15 protein-coding genes and 1 rRNA gene are annotated in these 17398 nt (G+C 41.6%); 9 read left to right on the top strand and 7 right to left on the bottom strand.

What is annotated here, in order from left to right; translation table 11 throughout:
- Positions 1 to 187 precede the first annotated feature (187 nt).
- The 7 genes from rsmG to rpmH form a co-directional block, all read right to left on the bottom strand.
- Positions 188 to 913 (bottom strand): 16S rRNA (guanine(527)-N(7))-methyltransferase RsmG, encoded by a 726-nt coding sequence (gene rsmG / locus AB4114_RS20005; protein ID WP_441990035.1) that lies wholly within the window; start codon positions 911 to 913, stop codon positions 188 to 190.
- Between the two features lie 4 nt (positions 914 to 917).
- Complete coding sequence (gene mnmG, locus AB4114_RS20000; RefSeq protein ID WP_441990034.1) at positions 918 to 2813, bottom strand: tRNA uridine-5-carboxymethylaminomethyl(34) synthesis enzyme MnmG; 1896 nt, start codon at positions 2811 to 2813, stop codon at positions 918 to 920.
- A gap of 46 nt (positions 2814 to 2859) precedes the next feature.
- Positions 2860 to 4236 (bottom strand): tRNA uridine-5-carboxymethylaminomethyl(34) synthesis GTPase MnmE, encoded by a 1377-nt coding sequence (gene mnmE / locus AB4114_RS19995; protein WP_441990033.1) that lies wholly within the window; start codon positions 4234 to 4236, stop codon positions 2860 to 2862.
- A 74-nt stretch (positions 4237 to 4310) separates the two neighbouring features.
- Positions 4311 to 4928 (bottom strand): RNA-binding cell elongation regulator Jag/EloR, encoded by a 618-nt coding sequence (gene jag / locus AB4114_RS19990; protein WP_056622682.1) that lies wholly within the window; start codon positions 4926 to 4928, stop codon positions 4311 to 4313.
- A complete protein-coding gene (gene yidC / locus AB4114_RS19985) occupies positions 4925 to 5698 on the bottom strand; it encodes a membrane protein insertase YidC (protein ID WP_246303121.1) in 774 nt (257 codons plus the stop codon). Before yidC ends, jag begins: the two co-directional genes overlap by 4 nt.
- A 71-nt stretch (positions 5699 to 5769) precedes the next feature.
- Positions 5770 to 6129 (bottom strand): ribonuclease P protein component, encoded by a 360-nt coding sequence (gene rnpA, locus AB4114_RS19980; RefSeq protein WP_441990032.1) that lies wholly within the window; start codon positions 6127 to 6129, stop codon positions 5770 to 5772.
- A 135-nt stretch (positions 6130 to 6264) separates the two neighbouring features.
- A complete protein-coding gene (rpmH, locus tag AB4114_RS19975) occupies positions 6265 to 6399 on the bottom strand; it encodes a 50S ribosomal protein L34 (protein ID WP_028557239.1) in 135 nt (44 codons plus the stop codon).
- A gap of 625 nt (positions 6400 to 7024) precedes the next feature.
- Here rpmH and dnaA point away from each other — a divergent pair.
- The 9 genes from dnaA to AB4114_RS19930 form a co-directional block, all read left to right on the top strand.
- Entirely contained in the window at positions 7025 to 8392 is a 1368-nt protein-coding gene (dnaA, locus tag AB4114_RS19970; RefSeq protein WP_056622690.1) for a chromosomal replication initiator protein DnaA, read from the top strand.
- A 180-nt stretch (positions 8393 to 8572) separates the two neighbouring features.
- Entirely contained in the window at positions 8573 to 9715 is a 1143-nt protein-coding gene (gene dnaN, locus AB4114_RS19965; RefSeq protein ID WP_171636310.1) for a DNA polymerase III subunit beta, read from the top strand.
- 12 nt (positions 9716 to 9727) lie between these two features.
- Positions 9728 to 9943, top strand: a complete 216-nt coding sequence (gene yaaA, locus AB4114_RS19960; protein WP_056622694.1) for a S4 domain-containing protein YaaA — start codon at positions 9728 to 9730, stop codon at positions 9941 to 9943.
- A gap of 27 nt (positions 9944 to 9970) precedes the next feature.
- A complete protein-coding gene (recF, locus tag AB4114_RS19955) occupies positions 9971 to 11089 on the top strand; it encodes a DNA replication/repair protein RecF (RefSeq protein ID WP_056622696.1) in 1119 nt (372 codons plus the stop codon).
- Between the two features lie 5 nt (positions 11090 to 11094).
- The gene (gene remB / locus AB4114_RS19950) at positions 11095 to 11343 is read left to right on the top strand and encodes an extracellular matrix regulator RemB (RefSeq protein ID WP_173117070.1); all 249 of its coding nucleotides are present in this window, start codon (positions 11095 to 11097) and stop codon (positions 11341 to 11343) included.
- 35 nt (positions 11344 to 11378) lie between these two features.
- Positions 11379 to 13295, top strand: coding sequence for a DNA topoisomerase (ATP-hydrolyzing) subunit B (gene gyrB / locus AB4114_RS19945; protein WP_171636314.1), 1917 nt, complete (start codon positions 11379 to 11381; stop codon positions 13293 to 13295).
- A 48-nt stretch (positions 13296 to 13343) separates the two neighbouring features.
- The gene (gene gyrA, locus AB4114_RS19940) at positions 13344 to 15836 is read left to right on the top strand and encodes a DNA gyrase subunit A (protein ID WP_441990031.1); all 2493 of its coding nucleotides are present in this window, start codon (positions 13344 to 13346) and stop codon (positions 15834 to 15836) included.
- 81 nt (positions 15837 to 15917) lie between these two features.
- A complete protein-coding gene (locus AB4114_RS19935) occupies positions 15918 to 16985 on the top strand; it encodes an HD-GYP domain-containing protein (protein WP_441990152.1) in 1068 nt (355 codons plus the stop codon).
- Between the two features lie 326 nt (positions 16986 to 17311).
- Positions 17312 to 17398, top strand: a 16S ribosomal RNA gene (locus tag AB4114_RS19930); the annotation flags it as partial.

Genomic DNA, 17398 nt, shown 5'->3' with positions numbered 1-17398 from the left:
TCATGCTGTCTGATTCTAGTAAATTTAATCTATCAATTGCGAATATCCAACCACAACATCACAAATAAAAGGTAAGGCGAAGCCAGTATATGACGGGCTTTCACCTTATATAGGTATTCTCCATCGAAGGCCATAATCCTTCTCTACAATAGGTAAGCTGGCAAATGTTTCACGTGAAACAATTCTATCATTTGAAAAGTGGTTCCTTTAAAGGGATCCCCGCTTTCCTAGGATATTTAGCTGGTGTAGCAGCTGTCTTCTTAATCTCTACAAAATGTCTTACAGATTCTTCGATGGGCAAAATCATGCGATTAACCTTCGTAACTTTCCCTCGCAGCTCTACTAAACTAAAAGAAGAATCTTTAATCTCATCATCCACTTCGGAACCCTTCATCGCAATGAAAGTTCCACCACTCTTGGCAAAAGGAAGACAGAACTCATTCAGCACTTGCAGTTTCGCAACAGCTCTAGCTGTAACGAGGTCAAAGTGATCACGATAGCGAGGAAGCCTAGCAATATCCTCTGCCCTACCGTGCACACAATCCATCTCCATTAGAGCAAGTTGAGAAACAATTTCATTTAAGAATAAAATCCGTTTATTCAAGGAATCAACAATGGTAACTTGAAGATGAGGAAATGCAATTTTAAGAGGTATGCTTGGGAATCCAGCGCCTGAACCGATATCAGCAAGAGATTTAACCTTCCCCATATCGTAATTGAAAGCCACAGAAAGAGAATCATAGAAATGTTTAAGATACACTTGGTCTCTCTCTGTGATACCTGTTAAATTCATTTTCTCATTCCACTCTACAAGAGTCTTGTAGTACTGTTCAAACTGAGCTAACTGTTCCGTAGAAAGAGTGATGTTCTCTTGGGCTAATAACTCTGCGAATTGTTGCTGTATAGCATCCATATCTTTAACCTCTAGCCGCTATGACTCTATTGTAATGTTCGAGATAAACAAGCAAGATCGAAATATCCGAAGGTGTAACCCCGCTAATCCGAGATGCTTGGCCAATTGAGATTGGACGGATTTTCGCGAGCTTCTGTTTCGCCTCTGTGGCAATTCCATGGATCTCGCTATACTCAATATCATCCGGAATCTTCTTCTTTTCCATTTTTCGCAAACGATCAACTTGATTGCTTTGCTTTTCAATATAACCAGCATATTTCACTTGAATACCAACTTGCTCCTTCATATCTTCATCTAAGTCAAAAGGAGACATCGTCATTTGCTCAATATGTTTATATTCAATCTCCGGACGACGCAGTAAGGAAATCGCTGGTACCGAATTCGTCAATTCCACGCTTTCCAAGCTTCGAAGCAATTCTTGAACGTGAGGCTCAGGTCTCACCTTCACTTCAGATAAACGTTCAATTTCTTGCTCTACTAGCGATTTTTTGTTCGAAAATCTCGCATAGCGTTCTTCAGAAATTAATCCAATTTCATGACCAATCGGCGTCAAGCGGAGATCAGCATTATCATGACGAAGCAACAAGCGATATTCTGCGCGTGAAGTTAGTAAGCGGTACGGCTCACTAGTTCCCTTGGTCACAAGATCATCAATAAGAACTCCGATATATCCTTCCGAACGATCCAATACAATTGCTTCCTTCTCTTGTACTTTACGCGCGGCATTAATTCCAGCCATAACCCCTTGACCAGCAGCCTCTTCGTAGCCTGATGTTCCGTTGATTTGTCCAGCTGTGAAAAGTCCGCTAACCAACTTTGTCTCCAACGATGGCTTCAATTGTGTAGGTACAACTGCATCGTATTCGATCGCATAGCCGGTACGCATCATTTCAACTTTTTCTAACCCCGGTATGGAACGTAAAATCCCCAACTGCACATCTTCCGGCATACTCGTAGAAAGACCTTGAACATAATACTCCGACGTACTGTGACCTTCTGGCTCTAGGAAGATTTGATGCTTTGCCTTATCAGCGAAACGAACAATTTTATCTTCTATAGAAGGACAATACCTCGGTCCAGTCCCTTCGATAGCACCAGAGAACATCGGAGCGCGATGGAGATTATCATTAATAATTTGGTGAGTTTCTGCAGACGTATAAGTTAACCAGCAAGGCAATTGTTGATTATGATTGGAACCATACTTCGTTTCGAACGAGAAAAACTTTGGTTGCTCATCGCCAGGCTGAATTTCTGTTTTGCTAAAATCAATCGTATCTCCATGAACGCGCGGTGGCGTTCCTGTTTTAAATCGAACTAAGTCAAAGCCTAGCTTACGCAAGGACTCCGATAATTTAACCGAGGGTTGTTGATTATTGGGCCCGCTCTCGTACATCAGTTCGCCCATGATGACCTTACCGCGCAAATACGTACCGGTGGTCAAAACGACAGATTTTGCATAATACTCAGCGCCTGTCTTTGTAATCAAACCTTTGCAAACACCATTCTCAACGATAAGCTCCTCTGCCATTCCTTGACGGAGTGTCAAATTAGGTGTAGCTTCAATCGTTTCTTTCATTTTGTGCTGATACGAAAATTTATCGGCTTGAGCGCGCAGCGCATGAACAGCTGGTCCCTTACCTGTATTCAACATACGAAGTTGAATGTAAGTTTTATCAATATTGCGACCCATCTCACCGCCAAGCGCGTCGATCTCACGAACAACGTGTCCTTTCGCTGGACCACCGATAGATGGGTTACAAGGCATGAAAGCAACCATGTCCAAATTGATCGTTAATAACAACGTATTACAACCCATGCGAGCTGAAGCTAATGCTGCCTCGCAACCTGCATGTCCGGCACCGATAACGATAACGTCATAATTCCCTGCGTGATATCCCATAGAAACGTCCCTCCCTCTTTTATGAAAACGCAAATGCTGTCGATTTTCATTTTCCTAAGCAGAATTGTGTAAAAATTTGATCGATTAAGGATTCCCCTACAGAATCTCCGATAATCTCCCCTAGCTGCTCCCAAGCAGCCCGGATATCAATTTGAATCATATCAATCGGCACATATTGTTCATTGGCATCCAACGCATCCTGCAAGGAACGCTTAGCCTGCTTCAACAAAGAAATATGACGAACATTACTCACATATGTTAAATCACTGGATTCGAGCTTTCCTTCAAAGAAAATCGCCGCGATCGCTTTTTCCAAATCCTCAATACCTTTATTCTCAATCAGGGACAGTTCCACAATACGCTCATGCGGGAAATAACTGAGTACCTGTTCCACATCTAATTTGCGATCCAAATCAATCTTATTCAAAATAACGATCGTTTGTTTATCCGCTAACTGCTTCATCAACGCAATCTCGTCGAGTTGAAGCTCATCGTTACTATTCAGTACCAGTAAAATGAGATCAGCCTCGGCTAAGGCAGTCTTAGAGCGCTCCACACCAATCTGTTCGACAATATCCGAAGTTTCACGAATACCAGCTGTATCAAGCAGCTTCAATGGGATACCGCCAATATTAACGAACTCCTCAATGACATCTCGCGTAGTTCCTGGAATATCCGTAACAATGGCCCGATTCTCTTGGGCTAATTCATTCAACAAGGAAGACTTCCCAACATTAGGTTTGCCGACAATGGCCGTCTCAATGCCCTCGCGCAATATTTTACCTTGTTCTGCGGTCACCAATAAACGATCAATATCTAACATGACCGTATCACACTTCGTCTTGATGAATGCATTTGTCATTTCCTCTACATCATGTTCCGGGTAATCAATATTCACTTCAACATGAGCCATTAACTCCACCAGAATGTATCGTAAATGCTTAATCTGTTTCGATAAATTGCCTTCCACTTGCTTCAAAGCTACCTTGAATGCTCGATCGGATTTAGCCCGAATTAAATCTATAACCGCTTCTGCTTGCGTTAAGTCAATACGACCATTCAAGAAAGCTCGCTTCGTAAACTCACCTGGCTCAGCTAAGCGAACCCCTTGTATTAGCAGTAAATCAAGTACTTTCTTAACGGAGACAATCCCACCGTGACAACTAATTTCAACAACATCCTCCATAGTGAAGGATCGCGGAGCTTTCATTAACGTAACTAGAACCTCCTCTACCTTTTCGGCGGAAGCAGGTTCTATAATGAATCCATAATGTACCGTATGCGTGTCAGCAACAGATAATTTCGTTTTGGAGCGGAAAATACGTTCAACGTATGTGACAGAATCCTCGCCGCTCACACGAATAACCGCTATCCCACCCTCACCAAGCGGTGTAGAAATAGCAGCAATCGTATCATTTAACATAGTATTTGCACCTCGAATTTACCTCATCTTAAAGAAAAAGCAATGACATATGAACCCAGTCATTGCGATCTGTGTTATTTAACAGCGATGACAACCCGACGATTCGGTTCTTCGCCTTTACTGTACGTTTTGATAACTGGGTGCCCTTGTAATTCCGCATGAATAATTTTACGTTCTTGCGAATTCATTGGCTCCAAAATAACTTCTTTTTTCGACTTGATCACGCGATTAGCTAGTCTTAACGCCAGCTCTTCCAACGTTTTCTTCCGTCGATCACGGAAATTTTCCGCATCTAAGATGATACGGAAATGAGAATTCGCATATCGATTACCAACAATATTGACTAAATACTGAAGCGCATCCAGTGTTTGTCCTCTTTTTCCGATCAAAATACCTAATTCCGAGCCACTCATGTTTAAGATATAGCCTTCACGATCTTTATGTGTATCTATGGTGATGGAAATTTGCATCGCTTCGAACATATCTTGTAAGAAAGCTATCGCTTCCTCAAGTGGATCGGGTATCAATTCGAGCTCAACCTTCGCAACTCTGGAGCCAATAAACCCGAACAACCCTCGTGAGGGCTGTTCCAAAATATGAATTTGTACACGATCCTCCGAAACTTGCCATTGATCTAGACCAGATTTAACTGCTAGTTCAATTGTCTTTCCAGTCACCACGATTTTCTTCATTTCGACAGGCCACCCTTATTATTTTGAGATCCAGGCTTTTTTTGTGAACCAGGAGCACCATAGATGAAATAAGACTGAACGATTGTGAAAATGTTACCGTAAATCCAGTAAAGCGGAAGTGCCGACGCAAAATTCATGGACATAACGAAAATCATGACCGGGAAAATGTACATCAAGCTTTTCATTTGTTGATTCATCTGGGAAGACATAAACATTTGTTGAATGAACGTCGTAGCCGCGGCAATCAACGGTAAGATGTAAAGGTGATCCGGCTTACCAAGATTCAACCATAGGAACGTGTGCTCATGAATTTCTTGATTACGCATAATCGCTTGATAAAGTGCGATTAGAATTGGCATTTGGACAATGATTGGAAAACAACCAGCTAACGGATTTACACCATTTTGTTGAAATAGTTTCATCGTTTCTTCTTGTTGCTTTTTCGCATCATCTTTATATTTCTCTTTAAGCTTTTTCATTTCAGGCTGCAGATCCTGCATCCGTTTGGAGCTTTTGTATTGCTTAAGCGTAAGCGGCAAAATAATCAATCGAATAATCAGTGTAACAACCAAGATGGATAATCCATATTGACCCCATAGATGATCGGCGAACCAGTCAAGCGTTTTTGAAAGCGGGTACGTAAAGTACTTAGTGAAAAAATTAGCCGTGTTCGGGTCGATTGGCGCTGATGCTGCACTTGACGGGCTACATCCGGACAAAAGTAAAATCACCGAAGACAGTGCTACTAGCATATAAATTCGACGAGTCAAAATGAGATCCTCCTAAATGTCTTTTCCAAGATAAACTATAACACATCTTCAGTCCGCAAGGAAATATTGCGTCACTTTTTTGTGGCGTCATTTTTTTTATATAAAGAAGCTTTACGAATGACATGCCAGATACTCTTCTCCATGTCTGCGTAAGCCATATCAACAACAGGTTTTCTAGCTAGCAGAATGTAATCATATTGAGGCGTCATGTTTTCTTTTTTCAACCGAATAATTTCTTTCATCATTCTTCTCAAACGATTACGTACAACGGCATTTCCAATTTTCTTGGAAACCGATACACCGAAACGAAAATCTTCTGCTTTCGGCTGCGGCAAATAGTATAGAACGAATTGCTGATTGGCCATCGATTTGCCATAGCGATACACCTTACTAAAGTCTTCTCTTTTTGTTAACCGATATTGTTTCTCCACACCCATGTACACTCCAGACAGATCACATTCATTAGTTGAAAGAACACTACATATCTAATCTAGTTTTAACAAAACCAGCTCGATGTAAACCGAACAACAAAATGCAAAAAAAAAAGCCCCTTTCGGAGCCTCTTCTTACGCGCTAAGAACTTTTCTTCCTTTAAGACGACGAGCTTGTAGAACTTTACGACCGTTCTTCGTGCTCATTCTTTTACGGAAACCATGGTTCTTCTTACGCTTTCTCGTATTCGGGTTAAATGTTGGACCCATCTATAGCACCTCCCTACCTGGCTGAGGATATCCATCCTACAAAATTTCTACTACTCATTAAATCATTTTCACAGAAGAAAGTCAACCTACCCAAGTGTGCAGTATTTAGATGGCAGAATACCTCGAGAACGACAAAAAGAATAAGCTGTGCATAAAGTTTTGACGAGAAAGAACAAACTTTGTCGAAAATCAACAGAATATCAACAATATCTTGTGTTGTGAACAATTTCTACCCACAAGTTGTTGTTATTGTGGATAATACGAAACAATCCGTTGATTAACAAGGTATCTTTTGTTAAGATAGTAATGTTTCTGCTGTGGATATACACCACTAATCCTCCGAGTTATCAACACCCTGTGGATAATAATGTGCACAAACTTCCCTCTACAAGAATAAGTCATTTCTGCGGATCCTTAGTAATGTGGATAAAACCGACAAAAGTCATCCTTTTTTGACCCCACCAGACACTAGATTCTTTTAGACGATATTTGGGCACACTACATGCTAACTACCAATTCTTCAAGATTCCAACGTGAGTTGTTTATTTTCACGTTTTATTCATAAATCATAACCAAGTTTCCCCTGGCCTATGCCACATGTTTGATTCAAAAGGAGTGAAGTACTGTGGAAGGCCATTCTACGGACCTTTGGCAACAAATTTTAACGATTATTCAAACGAAGCTCAGTAAACCAAGTTTTGACACCTGGCTCAAATCGACGAAGGCCACTGTATTCAACGATTCAACAGTCATTATTTGCGCACCTAATAATTTTGCGCAGGAGTGGCTTGAGAGTAGATACACGAAACTAATCGAAGGAACAATCTACGATTTTACGGGAAAGCATGTATCCGTTAAATTCATCATCGAAACTGAAGATCAGAAGTCACAATCGATGCAAGCCATTCAACCCGTTGTCATTCCTCCCAAAGGTCCAGCCATTGTTGCTGGTGAAGAAAACTTTACAAGTATGATGAACGCTAGGTACACATTTGATACCTTCGTTATCGGATCTGGCAATCGTTTTGCTCACGCTGCTTCCCTCGCCGTAGCTGAAGCGCCGGCGAAAGCGTATAATCCCCTCTTTTTATATGGGGGTGTTGGACTAGGTAAAACTCATCTCATGCATGCGATCGGACATTATGTACTCGAACATAACCCTGGCTCTCGGGTTCTATATATATCCTCCGAAAAGTTTACGAATGAATTTATCAATGCAGTCCGTGATAACCGCGGGGAAGGCTTTCGTAACAAGTATCGAACCATTGATGTACTGCTCATCGATGATATTCAATTCCTTGCGGGGAAAGAAGGAACACAGGAAGAGTTTTTCCACACATTTAACGCGCTTCATGAGGAAGGAAAACAAATTATTATCTCAAGTGACCGCCCGCCCAAAGAGATTCCAACCCTTGAAGATCGGTTACGCTCACGATTTGAATGGGGACTTATCACAGATATTCAACCGCCAGATCTCGAAACACGTATCGCTATTTTACGCAAAAAGGCTAAAGCCGAGAATCTAGAGATTCCGAATGAGGCCATGATCTATATCGCGAACCAAATTGATACGAATATCCGAGAACTGGAGGGTGCTTTAATACGCGTTGTCGCGTACTCGTCCCTTATTAATCAAGATATTAGCGTTCATTTAACGGCTGAAGCGTTGAAGGATATCATCCCATCAAACCGACCAAGAGTCATTACGATACAGGATATTCAAGCGCGAGTTGGAGAATTCTATGGCTTAAAGCTCGAGGATTTCAAAGCTCGTAAACGAACGAAAGCCGTGGCTTTCCCAAGGCAAGTAGCCATGTACCTTGCACGGGAGCTCACAGACTTCTCATTGCCGAAAATCGGAGATAATTTTGGGGGTCGTGATCATACGACTGTCATACATGCGCATGAGAAAATTGTGCAGCAGCTCAAAGTGGATCAAGAATTATATAAGATTGTCCATAACTTAACGGAACGCATCAAAAACCCCTCTTAATAACATCACTTTTTCCATAAGCCTATGCACAATCTATTCACATGTGGATAGGCTTGCTCTATCTCAGGTTCATCCACATATCCACATATCCAGAGCCCCTACTGCTATTACTAATAAAGAATGTTATTATATAATGATTATGCTAACGCACCGTAAAAAAAGAACTGCAGGAGTGAAGTCATGAAATTAACTATCCTAAAAGACCATTTAATCGAATCCATTGGTCACGTTTCCAAAGCCATATCCTCTCGAACAACGATACCCATTCTTACAGGGATCAAAATAGATGCAACCTTAAGCGGTGTTACGCTAACAGCTAGTGACACCGACATTTCTATTCAAAGCTTTACAGCAAGTGAAAACAGCACAATTAAAATTATTGAACTTATTCAAGCTGGGAGTGTTGTCCTTCCCGCTAAATTTTTCGTTGAAATCATTCGCAAGCTGCCAGCACAGCTAATCGAAATTGAAGTAAAAGCCAACTTCCAAACGATTATTCGTTCAGGTTCTTCCGAAATTCAAATCATGGGCTTAGACCCAGATGAGTATCCACTGCTTCCTGAAATCGAAGAAAGCAAAATGCTTCGCCTTCCAAGTGATTTGCTTAAAACAATGATTAAACAAACGTCCTATGCCGTATCAACCAATGAATCCACGCCTATTCTTACAGGGGTTCTTTGGAACATTACAGGTGATAAGTTGAAATTTATCGCATGCGATCGTCATCGCCTGGCAAGTAGAGAAGTCACCGTTGATAACGAACAAGCACAAAACCTGCCTAATATCGTTATTTCAGGACGTACACTGAATGAGTTAAGCAAAATTTTGCCTGATCAAAACACCCTTATAGATATAGTTATTGCGGACAACCAGGTTTTATTCAAAATTCAAAACATTTTATTTTATTCGCGTATTTTAGATGGCACTTACCCAGATACGTCTAAGCTAATTCCGCAATCCTTTCAAACGGAAATGGTTGTTCCAACGAAAGAATTGGCAGAAGCGATCGATCGTGCCTACCTTCTCTCCAAAGAAGACAAAACGAATATTGTTAAAATGATGATGCTTGAAGACAAAACCATCGAAATCTCATCCAGCTCCTCCGAGCTAGGTAAAGTAACCGAACAAATTGCCCTGCAGCATATTGTTGGTGATTTACTTAAGATTTCGTTTAACTCCAAATATATGTTGGATGCACTGAAGGTACTCGACTCCGAATTTATTCAAATTGGATTTACGGGAGCTATGCAGCCGATCATTATGAAACCGCAAGATTCGACGAATATTTTGCAGTTAATTTTGCCATATCGAACAACGAATTAAGGGAGCGCTCGTATGAAACAAATAGTTATCAACACTGCATATATTACACTTGGTCAGTTTCTGAAATTATCGGACTGTATATCCACAGGTGGACAAGCTAAATTTTTTGTTGTGGAAACCAAAATCGAAGTGAACGGGCAAGCTGAAAATCGCAGAGGTCGGAAACTTGTGCCGCAGGATATCGTCAAGGTAGAAGGTTTTGGACAATTCGAGGTCATAAGCTCCTGATCGAAATAACCAGGGGGATGATCGGCCATGTTTCTGAACAAACTCGTACTCAGTCATTATAGAAATTACGATCATGTTGAATTAACAACATCGAATAACGTGAATATTTTCGTTGGGCCCAACGCACAAGGTAAAACGAACTTGCTGGAATCCATCTACGTGATGGCAATGACCAAATCACATCGTACCCACCAGGACAAAGAACTGATTGGCTGGAACGGTGAGCAAACACTACTGCATGCTGAGATTCAGAAATTGTACGGGAACTGTAAGTTGGATCTCTCCATCTCTTCAAAGGGGAAAAAAGCGAAGATTAATGGTCTTGAGCAGAAAAAACTCAGTAATTTTATTGGTGCACTGAACGTTGTGATGTTTGCGCCGGAGGATTTAGAGATCGTCAAAGGAACACCTGGCATAAGACGACGTTTTCTTGATATGGAAATCGGCCAAGTACAGCCCTCCTATATTCACGACTTATCTCAGTATCAGAAAATCTTGGTGCAACGAAATAATTATTTAAAGCAAAATTACCCCGGAAAAAGCACACCTGATGCCATGTTAGACATCTGGAATGAACAATTAGCACAGTATGGTGTTAAAATTATGAAAAAGCGTCAAAACTTCATAAAGAAGCTTCAAAAATGGGCGGAGAATATCCACAGAGGGATAACGAACGACAGTGAATCGTTAGTGATTCGCTACTCCCCTTCTTTTGACATGGAGCCATTTGAAGATGAATCTGTTTTATTAAACCAATTTATGATAAAGTTATCTTTGGTGAAAGATCAGGAATTCCGAAGAGGCGTAACTTTAGTAGGCCCTCATCGTGACGATCTTCTCTTTTTCATAAATGACAAAGAAGTCCAAACGTACGGTTCCCAAGGCCAGCAGCGTACAACCGCGCTATCACTCAAGCTAGCAGAAATTGAGCTCATTCATGAAGAAGTTGGCGAGTATCCTCTGCTATTGCTAGATGATGTCCTATCGGAACTGGATGAATATAGACAGACACAGTTAATTCGCACGTTTCAGCAGAAAGTCCAAACGTTTATTACGACAACAGGTCTAGAGAGTGTTCATTTGGACCAACTGGATCATGCTTCCGTGTTTCATGTTTTGAAAGGAAATGTAAGCGGCAGGAGCTGAGAAGCATGTTTATTCATTTGGGTGGAGAGAAAATCATTAGAGCGTCTGAATTGATTGCTATATTTGATATTTCGATTGAGAAGTCATCCAAAATATCAAAGCAATTCATTCAACAAGCATTAAAGGATAAAAGAACGGAGCAAATTGGTGAGGAAGATTGCAAATCACTAGTCGTTACCAAAAGTAAAGTCTACTATTCCCCCATTTCCTCAACCACGCTCAAGAAAAGAGCTAATCAGTTATTGACGAATTAACTTCTTTTAATATAAAAAAGCAGGTGAAGAGTAGCATGTCTGTGAATCAAAATGCGTACGATGACAGTCAGATTCAGGTTCTGGAAGGTTTAGAAGCCGTTCGCAAAAGACCGGGTATGTATATTGGTTCAACCAGTGCCCGAGGACTGCACCATCTCGTTTGGGAAGCTGTAGATAACAGTATCGATGAAGCCCTGGCCGGTTTTTGTACAAAGATCGATGTGATTGTCCATAAAAATAATAGCATATCCGTTATCGATAACGGACGTGGGATTCCTGTCGGTGAGAATGCCAAACTGAAAAGACCGACACTCGAAGTTGTTCTTACCGTGCTTCATGCTGGTGGGAAATTCGGTGGGGACGATTCTGGTTATAAAGTTTCAGGCGGACTTCACGGGGTTGGTATCTCTGTTGTAAATGCGTTGTCAGAGCTGCTTTTGGTTCAAGTTAAGCGTGAAGGCCAAATTCATCAACAAGAATATCGCCGCGGTGTGCCTCAATATGATGTGAAAATCATCGGAGAAACGGAAGAAACAGGTACGACAGTTACGTTCCAACCGGATCCAGAGATTTTCAAAGAAACGACAGAATATGATTTCGATACGCTGCAATCCAGAATTCGCGAACTTGCTTTCTTGAATAAAGGCATCGAGATTAACTTAATAGATGAGCGTACGGATACGGTGGCAACGCATATGTACGAAGGCGGTATTGTGTCCTTTGTACAGCATTTAAATCGCAACCGTGAAGTCGTCAATGAATTGCCGATCTATGTTGAAGGTGCTAAAGACAATATTTCGATCGAGATTGCACTACAGTACAACGATAGCTATACCGAAAACATTTACTCTTTTGCTAACAATATCAACACACACGAGGGTGGAACGCATGAATCAGGATTCAAGAGCGCACTGACGCGGATCCTGAATGACTACGCCCGTAAAAATAATTCGATCAAAGAAAGCGACTCGAATCTTTCTGGGGATGACGTGCGCGAGGGTCTTGCTGCGATTATTTCCGTGAAAATTCCAGAGCCTCAGTTCGAAGGTCAAACGAAGACGAAACTTGGTAACAGTGAAGTTCGTGGTATTGTGGAATCCCTTTTCGCAGAGAAACTGCAAGAATTCCTGGAAGAGAACCCAGCCGTAGCTCGCAAAATCCTTGAAAAAGGTATTCAAGCTGCTAGAGCCAGAGAAGCTGCGCGTAAAGCTAGAGAATTGACTCGCCGCAAAAGTGCGCTTGAAGTTAGTGCCCTGCCAGGTAAACTAGCAGATTGCTCTTCCAAAGACGCTTCAATCAGTGAGATTTACATTGTAGAAGGTGACTCTGCAGGTGGTTCAGCTAAGCAAGGACGTGATCGTCACTTTCAAGCGATTCTGCCTCTGCGTGGTAAAATTTTGAATGTAGAGAAAGCACGCTTGGATCGTATCTTATCCAATACTGAAATCCGTGCTATGATTACAGCTTTCGGGACAGGAATCAGCGATGATTTTGATATTACCAAAGCACGTTATCACAAAATTATCCTCATGACGGATGCAGATGTGGATGGTGCGCATATTCGTACCTTGCTGCTTACCTTCTTATACCGTTACATGAAAAAACTAATTGAGACTGGCTATGTGTATATTGCACAACCACCACTCTTTAAGCTTGAGCGTAATAAAACGATTCGATATGCGTATAACGAGAAGCAACGTGAAATCATTATGCAAGAGTTTGGTGAAGGCGTGAAAGTCAATGTCCAACGTTACAAAGGACTTGGCGAGATGAATCCGGGGCAGCTTTGGGAAACAACTATGGATCCGGAAAGCCGTACACTTCTGCAAGTGACGATCGAAGATGCTATAGAAGCAGATACACTCTTTGATTCATTGATGGGCGATAATGTAGAGCCTAGACGTGATTTTATCGAGGAACATGCGAAATACGTGAAAAATTTAGATATCTAACGTCGTCCGTGACGTTGCAAACGATGTAAGCTTTCAGGAGGAACATTCATGAGCGAAGAATTACATTCGCAAGTCAAAGAAATTGACATTTCGACCGAAATGCGTACATCCTTCTTAGACTATGCGATGAGTATCATTGTCAGTCGCGCACTGCCAGATGTTAGAGACGGTCTGAAGCCGGTTCATCGCCGTATCTTGTTTGCGATGTCTGAACTAGGTATGTCTCCAGATAAGCCACATAAGAAATCAGCGAGAATCGTTGGTGAAGTTATCGGTAAATATCATCCACATGGTGATACCGCTGTTTACGAAACCATGGTTCGGATGGCACAAGATTTCTCCCTGCGTTATATGCTGGTTGATGGGCATGGGAACTTTGGATCCATCGACGGTGATATGGCAGCAGCCATGCGTTATACCGAGGCTCGTTTGTCGAAGATTGCTATGGAGCTTCTTCGTGATATTAACCGAGAGACAATCGATTATAAACCAAACTACGATGGCGAAGAAAATGAGCCCGTCGTTCTCCCTTCTCGTTTCCCGAACTTACTCGTTAACGGTAGTTCAGGGATCGCCGTAGGTATGGCAACGAATATTCCTCCACATAACCTAAGAGAGGTTATCGAGGGTATTCAGATGATGATTGAGAATCCAGATGTCACGCCTATGGAATTAATGCAAGCGATCAAAGGACCTGATTTCCCAACGGCCGGATTCATTCTTGGACGCGAAGGTATCAGATCAGCCTATACCACAGGTAGAGGCTCCGTTACGATGAGAGCTAGAACGGTCATTGAAGAGAATAATAATAAGGCTAGAATCATTGTGAATGAGCTGCCTTATCAAGTAAATAAAGCAAGATTAGTAGAGAAAATCGCTGAGCTTGTGCGCGAGAAGAAGATCGACGGAATCACAGATCTTCGAGATGAGTCAGACCGCAACGGGATGCGTGTGGTTATTGAGCTGCGACGCGATGTTAATCCTAACGTTGTTCTGAACAACTTGTTCAAACAGACAGCCATGCAATCCAATTTTGGAATCATTATGCTCGCTCTCGTCAACGGAGAACCAAAAGTTTTGAATCTTCGTGAGATGCTGCATTATTATCTTAAACATCAACAAGAAGTCATTCGTCGTAGAACCGAATTTGATTTGCGTAAAGCGGAAGCTAGAGCGCACATTTTAGAAGGTTTACGTATTGCACTTGATCACCTGGATCAAGTTATTGCATTAATTCGCTCTTCTCGTACAACGGATGAGGCGAGAGAAGGACTCATGACGACATTTAGTCTGAGCCTGGATCAAGCACAAGCCATTCTTGATATGCGTTTACAGCGTTTGACTGGTTTGGAACGTGAGAAGATTGAAGCGGAATATGTGGAACTCATGAAGAGAATTGCTGAGCTTAAAGCGATTCTTGCCGATGAGCAGCTGATTCTTGCGATCATTAGCGAAGAACTGAATGAAATTAAAGAAAAGTTCGGTGATGACCGACGTTCTGAGATTACAGTTGGTGAAGAAAGCATTGAAGATGAAGACCTTATCCCACGTGAAGATGTCGTTATTACGATAACGCACACTGGCTACATTAAGCGCCTACCGGTTACGACGTATCGGAACCAGAAGCGTGGAGGACGTGGTGTCGTCGGTATGGATACGAAAGATAATGACTTCGTGGAACATTTGTTCGTAACGAATACACATCATTATCTGATGTTCTTTACGAATAAAGGTAAAGTCTATCGTTTGAAAGCTTATGAGATTCCAGATTTGAGCCGTACAGCTCGTGGAACACCAATTATTAACTTGATTCAAATCGAACAAGGGGAAACCGTCAATGCGGTCATTCCTGTTGAAAGCTTTGAAACAGAGCAGTATCTGTTCTTTGCAACTAAGCAAGGGGTTGTTAAGAAAACACCAATTGATGATTATTCAAACATTCGTAAAGGCGGTTTAATCGCCATTAATTTACGAGAAGATGATGATCTCATTGGTGTGAAGCTTACGGACGGTAACCAGGGCATTATTATGGGGACCAAGCTAGGAATGTCCATTCACTTCCCAGAGAGTGATGTGCGTTCAATGGGCAGATCGGCTACGGGAGTAAAAGGTATTCACTTGGATGATGAAGATGCTGTCATCGATATGGACGTTGTTCATGAAGATAATAGTGTACTAATCGTAACATCCAAAGGCTTCGGTAAACGGACACCTGTTTCCGAGTATCGGATTCAATCACGTGGCGGTAAAGGGATCAAAACTTTAAATGTCACGGAGAAGAACGGTCCGATTGTCGGTCTTAAAGTGGTGCAAGAAGATGAGGATCTGATGATTATTTCCGCATCGGGTACTGTCATACGTACAAGCATGGACGGCATTTCTGTTATGGGTCGTAATACGCAAGGTGTTCGTCTGATTAACATACGTGAAGATGACGAAGTAGGGACGTTGGCTCGCGTTCAGAAGAATGAAGAACAGAACGAGTCTGAGGATGACGGCGACTGGGAAGAGTCAGCAGAAGCAACAGAGTCAGAAGAATAAAATGTAGGGATGGGGCTTACAAACCCATCCCTTTTACTTTACAATAAGAAGTATACGAAATAGTAAGGTGAGTGAATGACCGTGCCGACAGTAGCCGTTTCGCAATTAAAATATGGTGAAAGATTAGGCGATATTGTAATAACCAAGATGGGCAATACGCTTTTTCACAAAGGAAGAATCATTCAGGAGAGAGAACTCGAAATTCTGAAAGCATTTCTCATTCCTTCTGTTTATATTGAAGTTAAGAACGGCAATGAAGTGGAGCAAGTGAGTGAAGAGCCCAAAGTGAAAGAAGTTGAGGCTGTTCATCCGTTTTATGTGGAATATCATAATATGGTGAAACTGCTGAAGAGAGTTTTTCTTCTTGCTAATGGCGGACAACAGCTTCCTATTTTAGAAATACGGACAGGTCTCGAAACGCTAATTCGACATATTGATGCTTATAAAGTGCTCACCTTCACACCTAAGAATCGGAATCTACATGAGTATATTTATCATAAAAGCATTTTAGTGAGCTTAGCCTCGTACTCCTTAGCAAAATGGGCAGGTCTTCCGCAGAAGGATTTACTTCAAATTGCAATGGCAGGTTTACTTCACGATATTGGTACCAGCAAAGTGGATCGCACACTTCTGGAGAAGAAGACGCCTTTAAATGCTTCAGAAATGGACGAGATTAAGCAACATACACTGATTGGCTACCAGATTCTTAAGAATATGTCTGGCATTAATGAAGGTGTGAAATTAACAGCCCTTCAACATCATGAAAGAGAAGATGGTTCAGGCTATCCGCTCGGTGTAAAGTCAGATAAGATTCATATGTATGCCAAAATTGTTGCTATTGCTGATATCTATAACGCGATGACAAATGAGCGTTATTACAAAGGTGCTCTGTCGCCCTATGTAGTATTAGAGCAGTTGTTGAACGAATCCTTCGGTAAAGTAGATCCTACACTCGTTCAAGTCTTTATGAACAAATCTACGCAAATTAGTAACGGAACACTTGTGAAACTAAGTGACAACCGTGTAGGCGAGATCGTGTTCTCTGATCGCTCACATCCTACAAGACCATGGGTTAATGTCAATGGTACAATCGTTAACTTAACCGTCGAAAGAAATCTATTCATTCAAGATGTGATCGGCCATATTTAAAATACTCTAGTCAACCTTCACTCGCTGAGAGTGGAGGTTTTTTTTATATTGTAAATAAAACTTGCAATCCTTTCAGGTATTTGTTATATTACTCCTTGTCGCTTCGGCGGTCGAACGAAAGAACGAAAGAAATTTAAAAAAACTTCTTGCAATCGAGTAGGCCGATGTGGTATATTGATCAAGTCGCCTTTGAGGGGCGAAGGATTGATAAGGAAATAATTGATCTTTGAAAACTGAACAACGAGTGAGTAAGCACAGTCGGGCAATCGACTATAAAAGAGATTGCAAAATCTCGCTAGCATCAAAATGAGCATTTCAGCTTTTCTATTATGGAGAGTTTGATCCTGGCTCAGGACGAACGCTGGCGGCGTGCCTAATACATGCAAGTCGAGCGGGTTTATCCTTCGGGGTAA

The sequence above is a fragment of the Paenibacillus sp. 2RAB27 genome (genome assembly GCF_052115445.1).
Lineage (GTDB): Bacteria > Bacillota > Bacilli > Paenibacillales > NBRC-103111 > Paenibacillus_E.
This window is presented reverse-complemented; position numbering and strand designations above follow the sequence as displayed.

Bases quoted from the DNA above. Each gene is read 5' to 3' on its own strand.
- gyrB (WP_171636314.1), top strand. From the start codon at position 11,379: ATGTCTGTGAATCAAAATGCGTACGATGACAGTCAGATTCAGGTTCTG.
- rpmH (WP_028557239.1), bottom strand. From the start codon at position 6,399: ATGGGTCCAACATTTAACCCGAATACGAGAAAGCGTAAGAAGAACCAT.
- mnmG (WP_441990034.1), bottom strand. From the start codon at position 2,813: ATGGGATATCACGCAGGGAATTATGACGTTATCGTTATCGGTGCCGGA.
- rsmG (WP_441990035.1), bottom strand. From the start codon at position 913: ATGGATGCTATACAGCAACAATTCGCAGAGTTATTAGCCCAAGAGAAC.
- recF (WP_056622696.1), top strand. From the start codon at position 9,971: ATGTTTCTGAACAAACTCGTACTCAGTCATTATAGAAATTACGATCAT.
- dnaN (WP_171636310.1), top strand. From the start codon at position 8,573: ATGAAATTAACTATCCTAAAAGACCATTTAATCGAATCCATTGGTCAC.
- yaaA (WP_056622694.1), top strand. From the start codon at position 9,728: ATGAAACAAATAGTTATCAACACTGCATATATTACACTTGGTCAGTTT.
- mnmE (WP_441990033.1), bottom strand. From the start codon at position 4,236: ATGTTAAATGATACGATTGCTGCTATTTCTACACCGCTTGGTGAGGGT.
- jag (WP_056622682.1), bottom strand. From the start codon at position 4,928: ATGAAGAAAATCGTGGTGACTGGAAAGACAATTGAACTAGCAGTTAAA.
- gyrA (WP_441990031.1), top strand. From the start codon at position 13,344: ATGAGCGAAGAATTACATTCGCAAGTCAAAGAAATTGACATTTCGACC.
- remB (WP_173117070.1), top strand. From the start codon at position 11,095: ATGTTTATTCATTTGGGTGGAGAGAAAATCATTAGAGCGTCTGAATTG.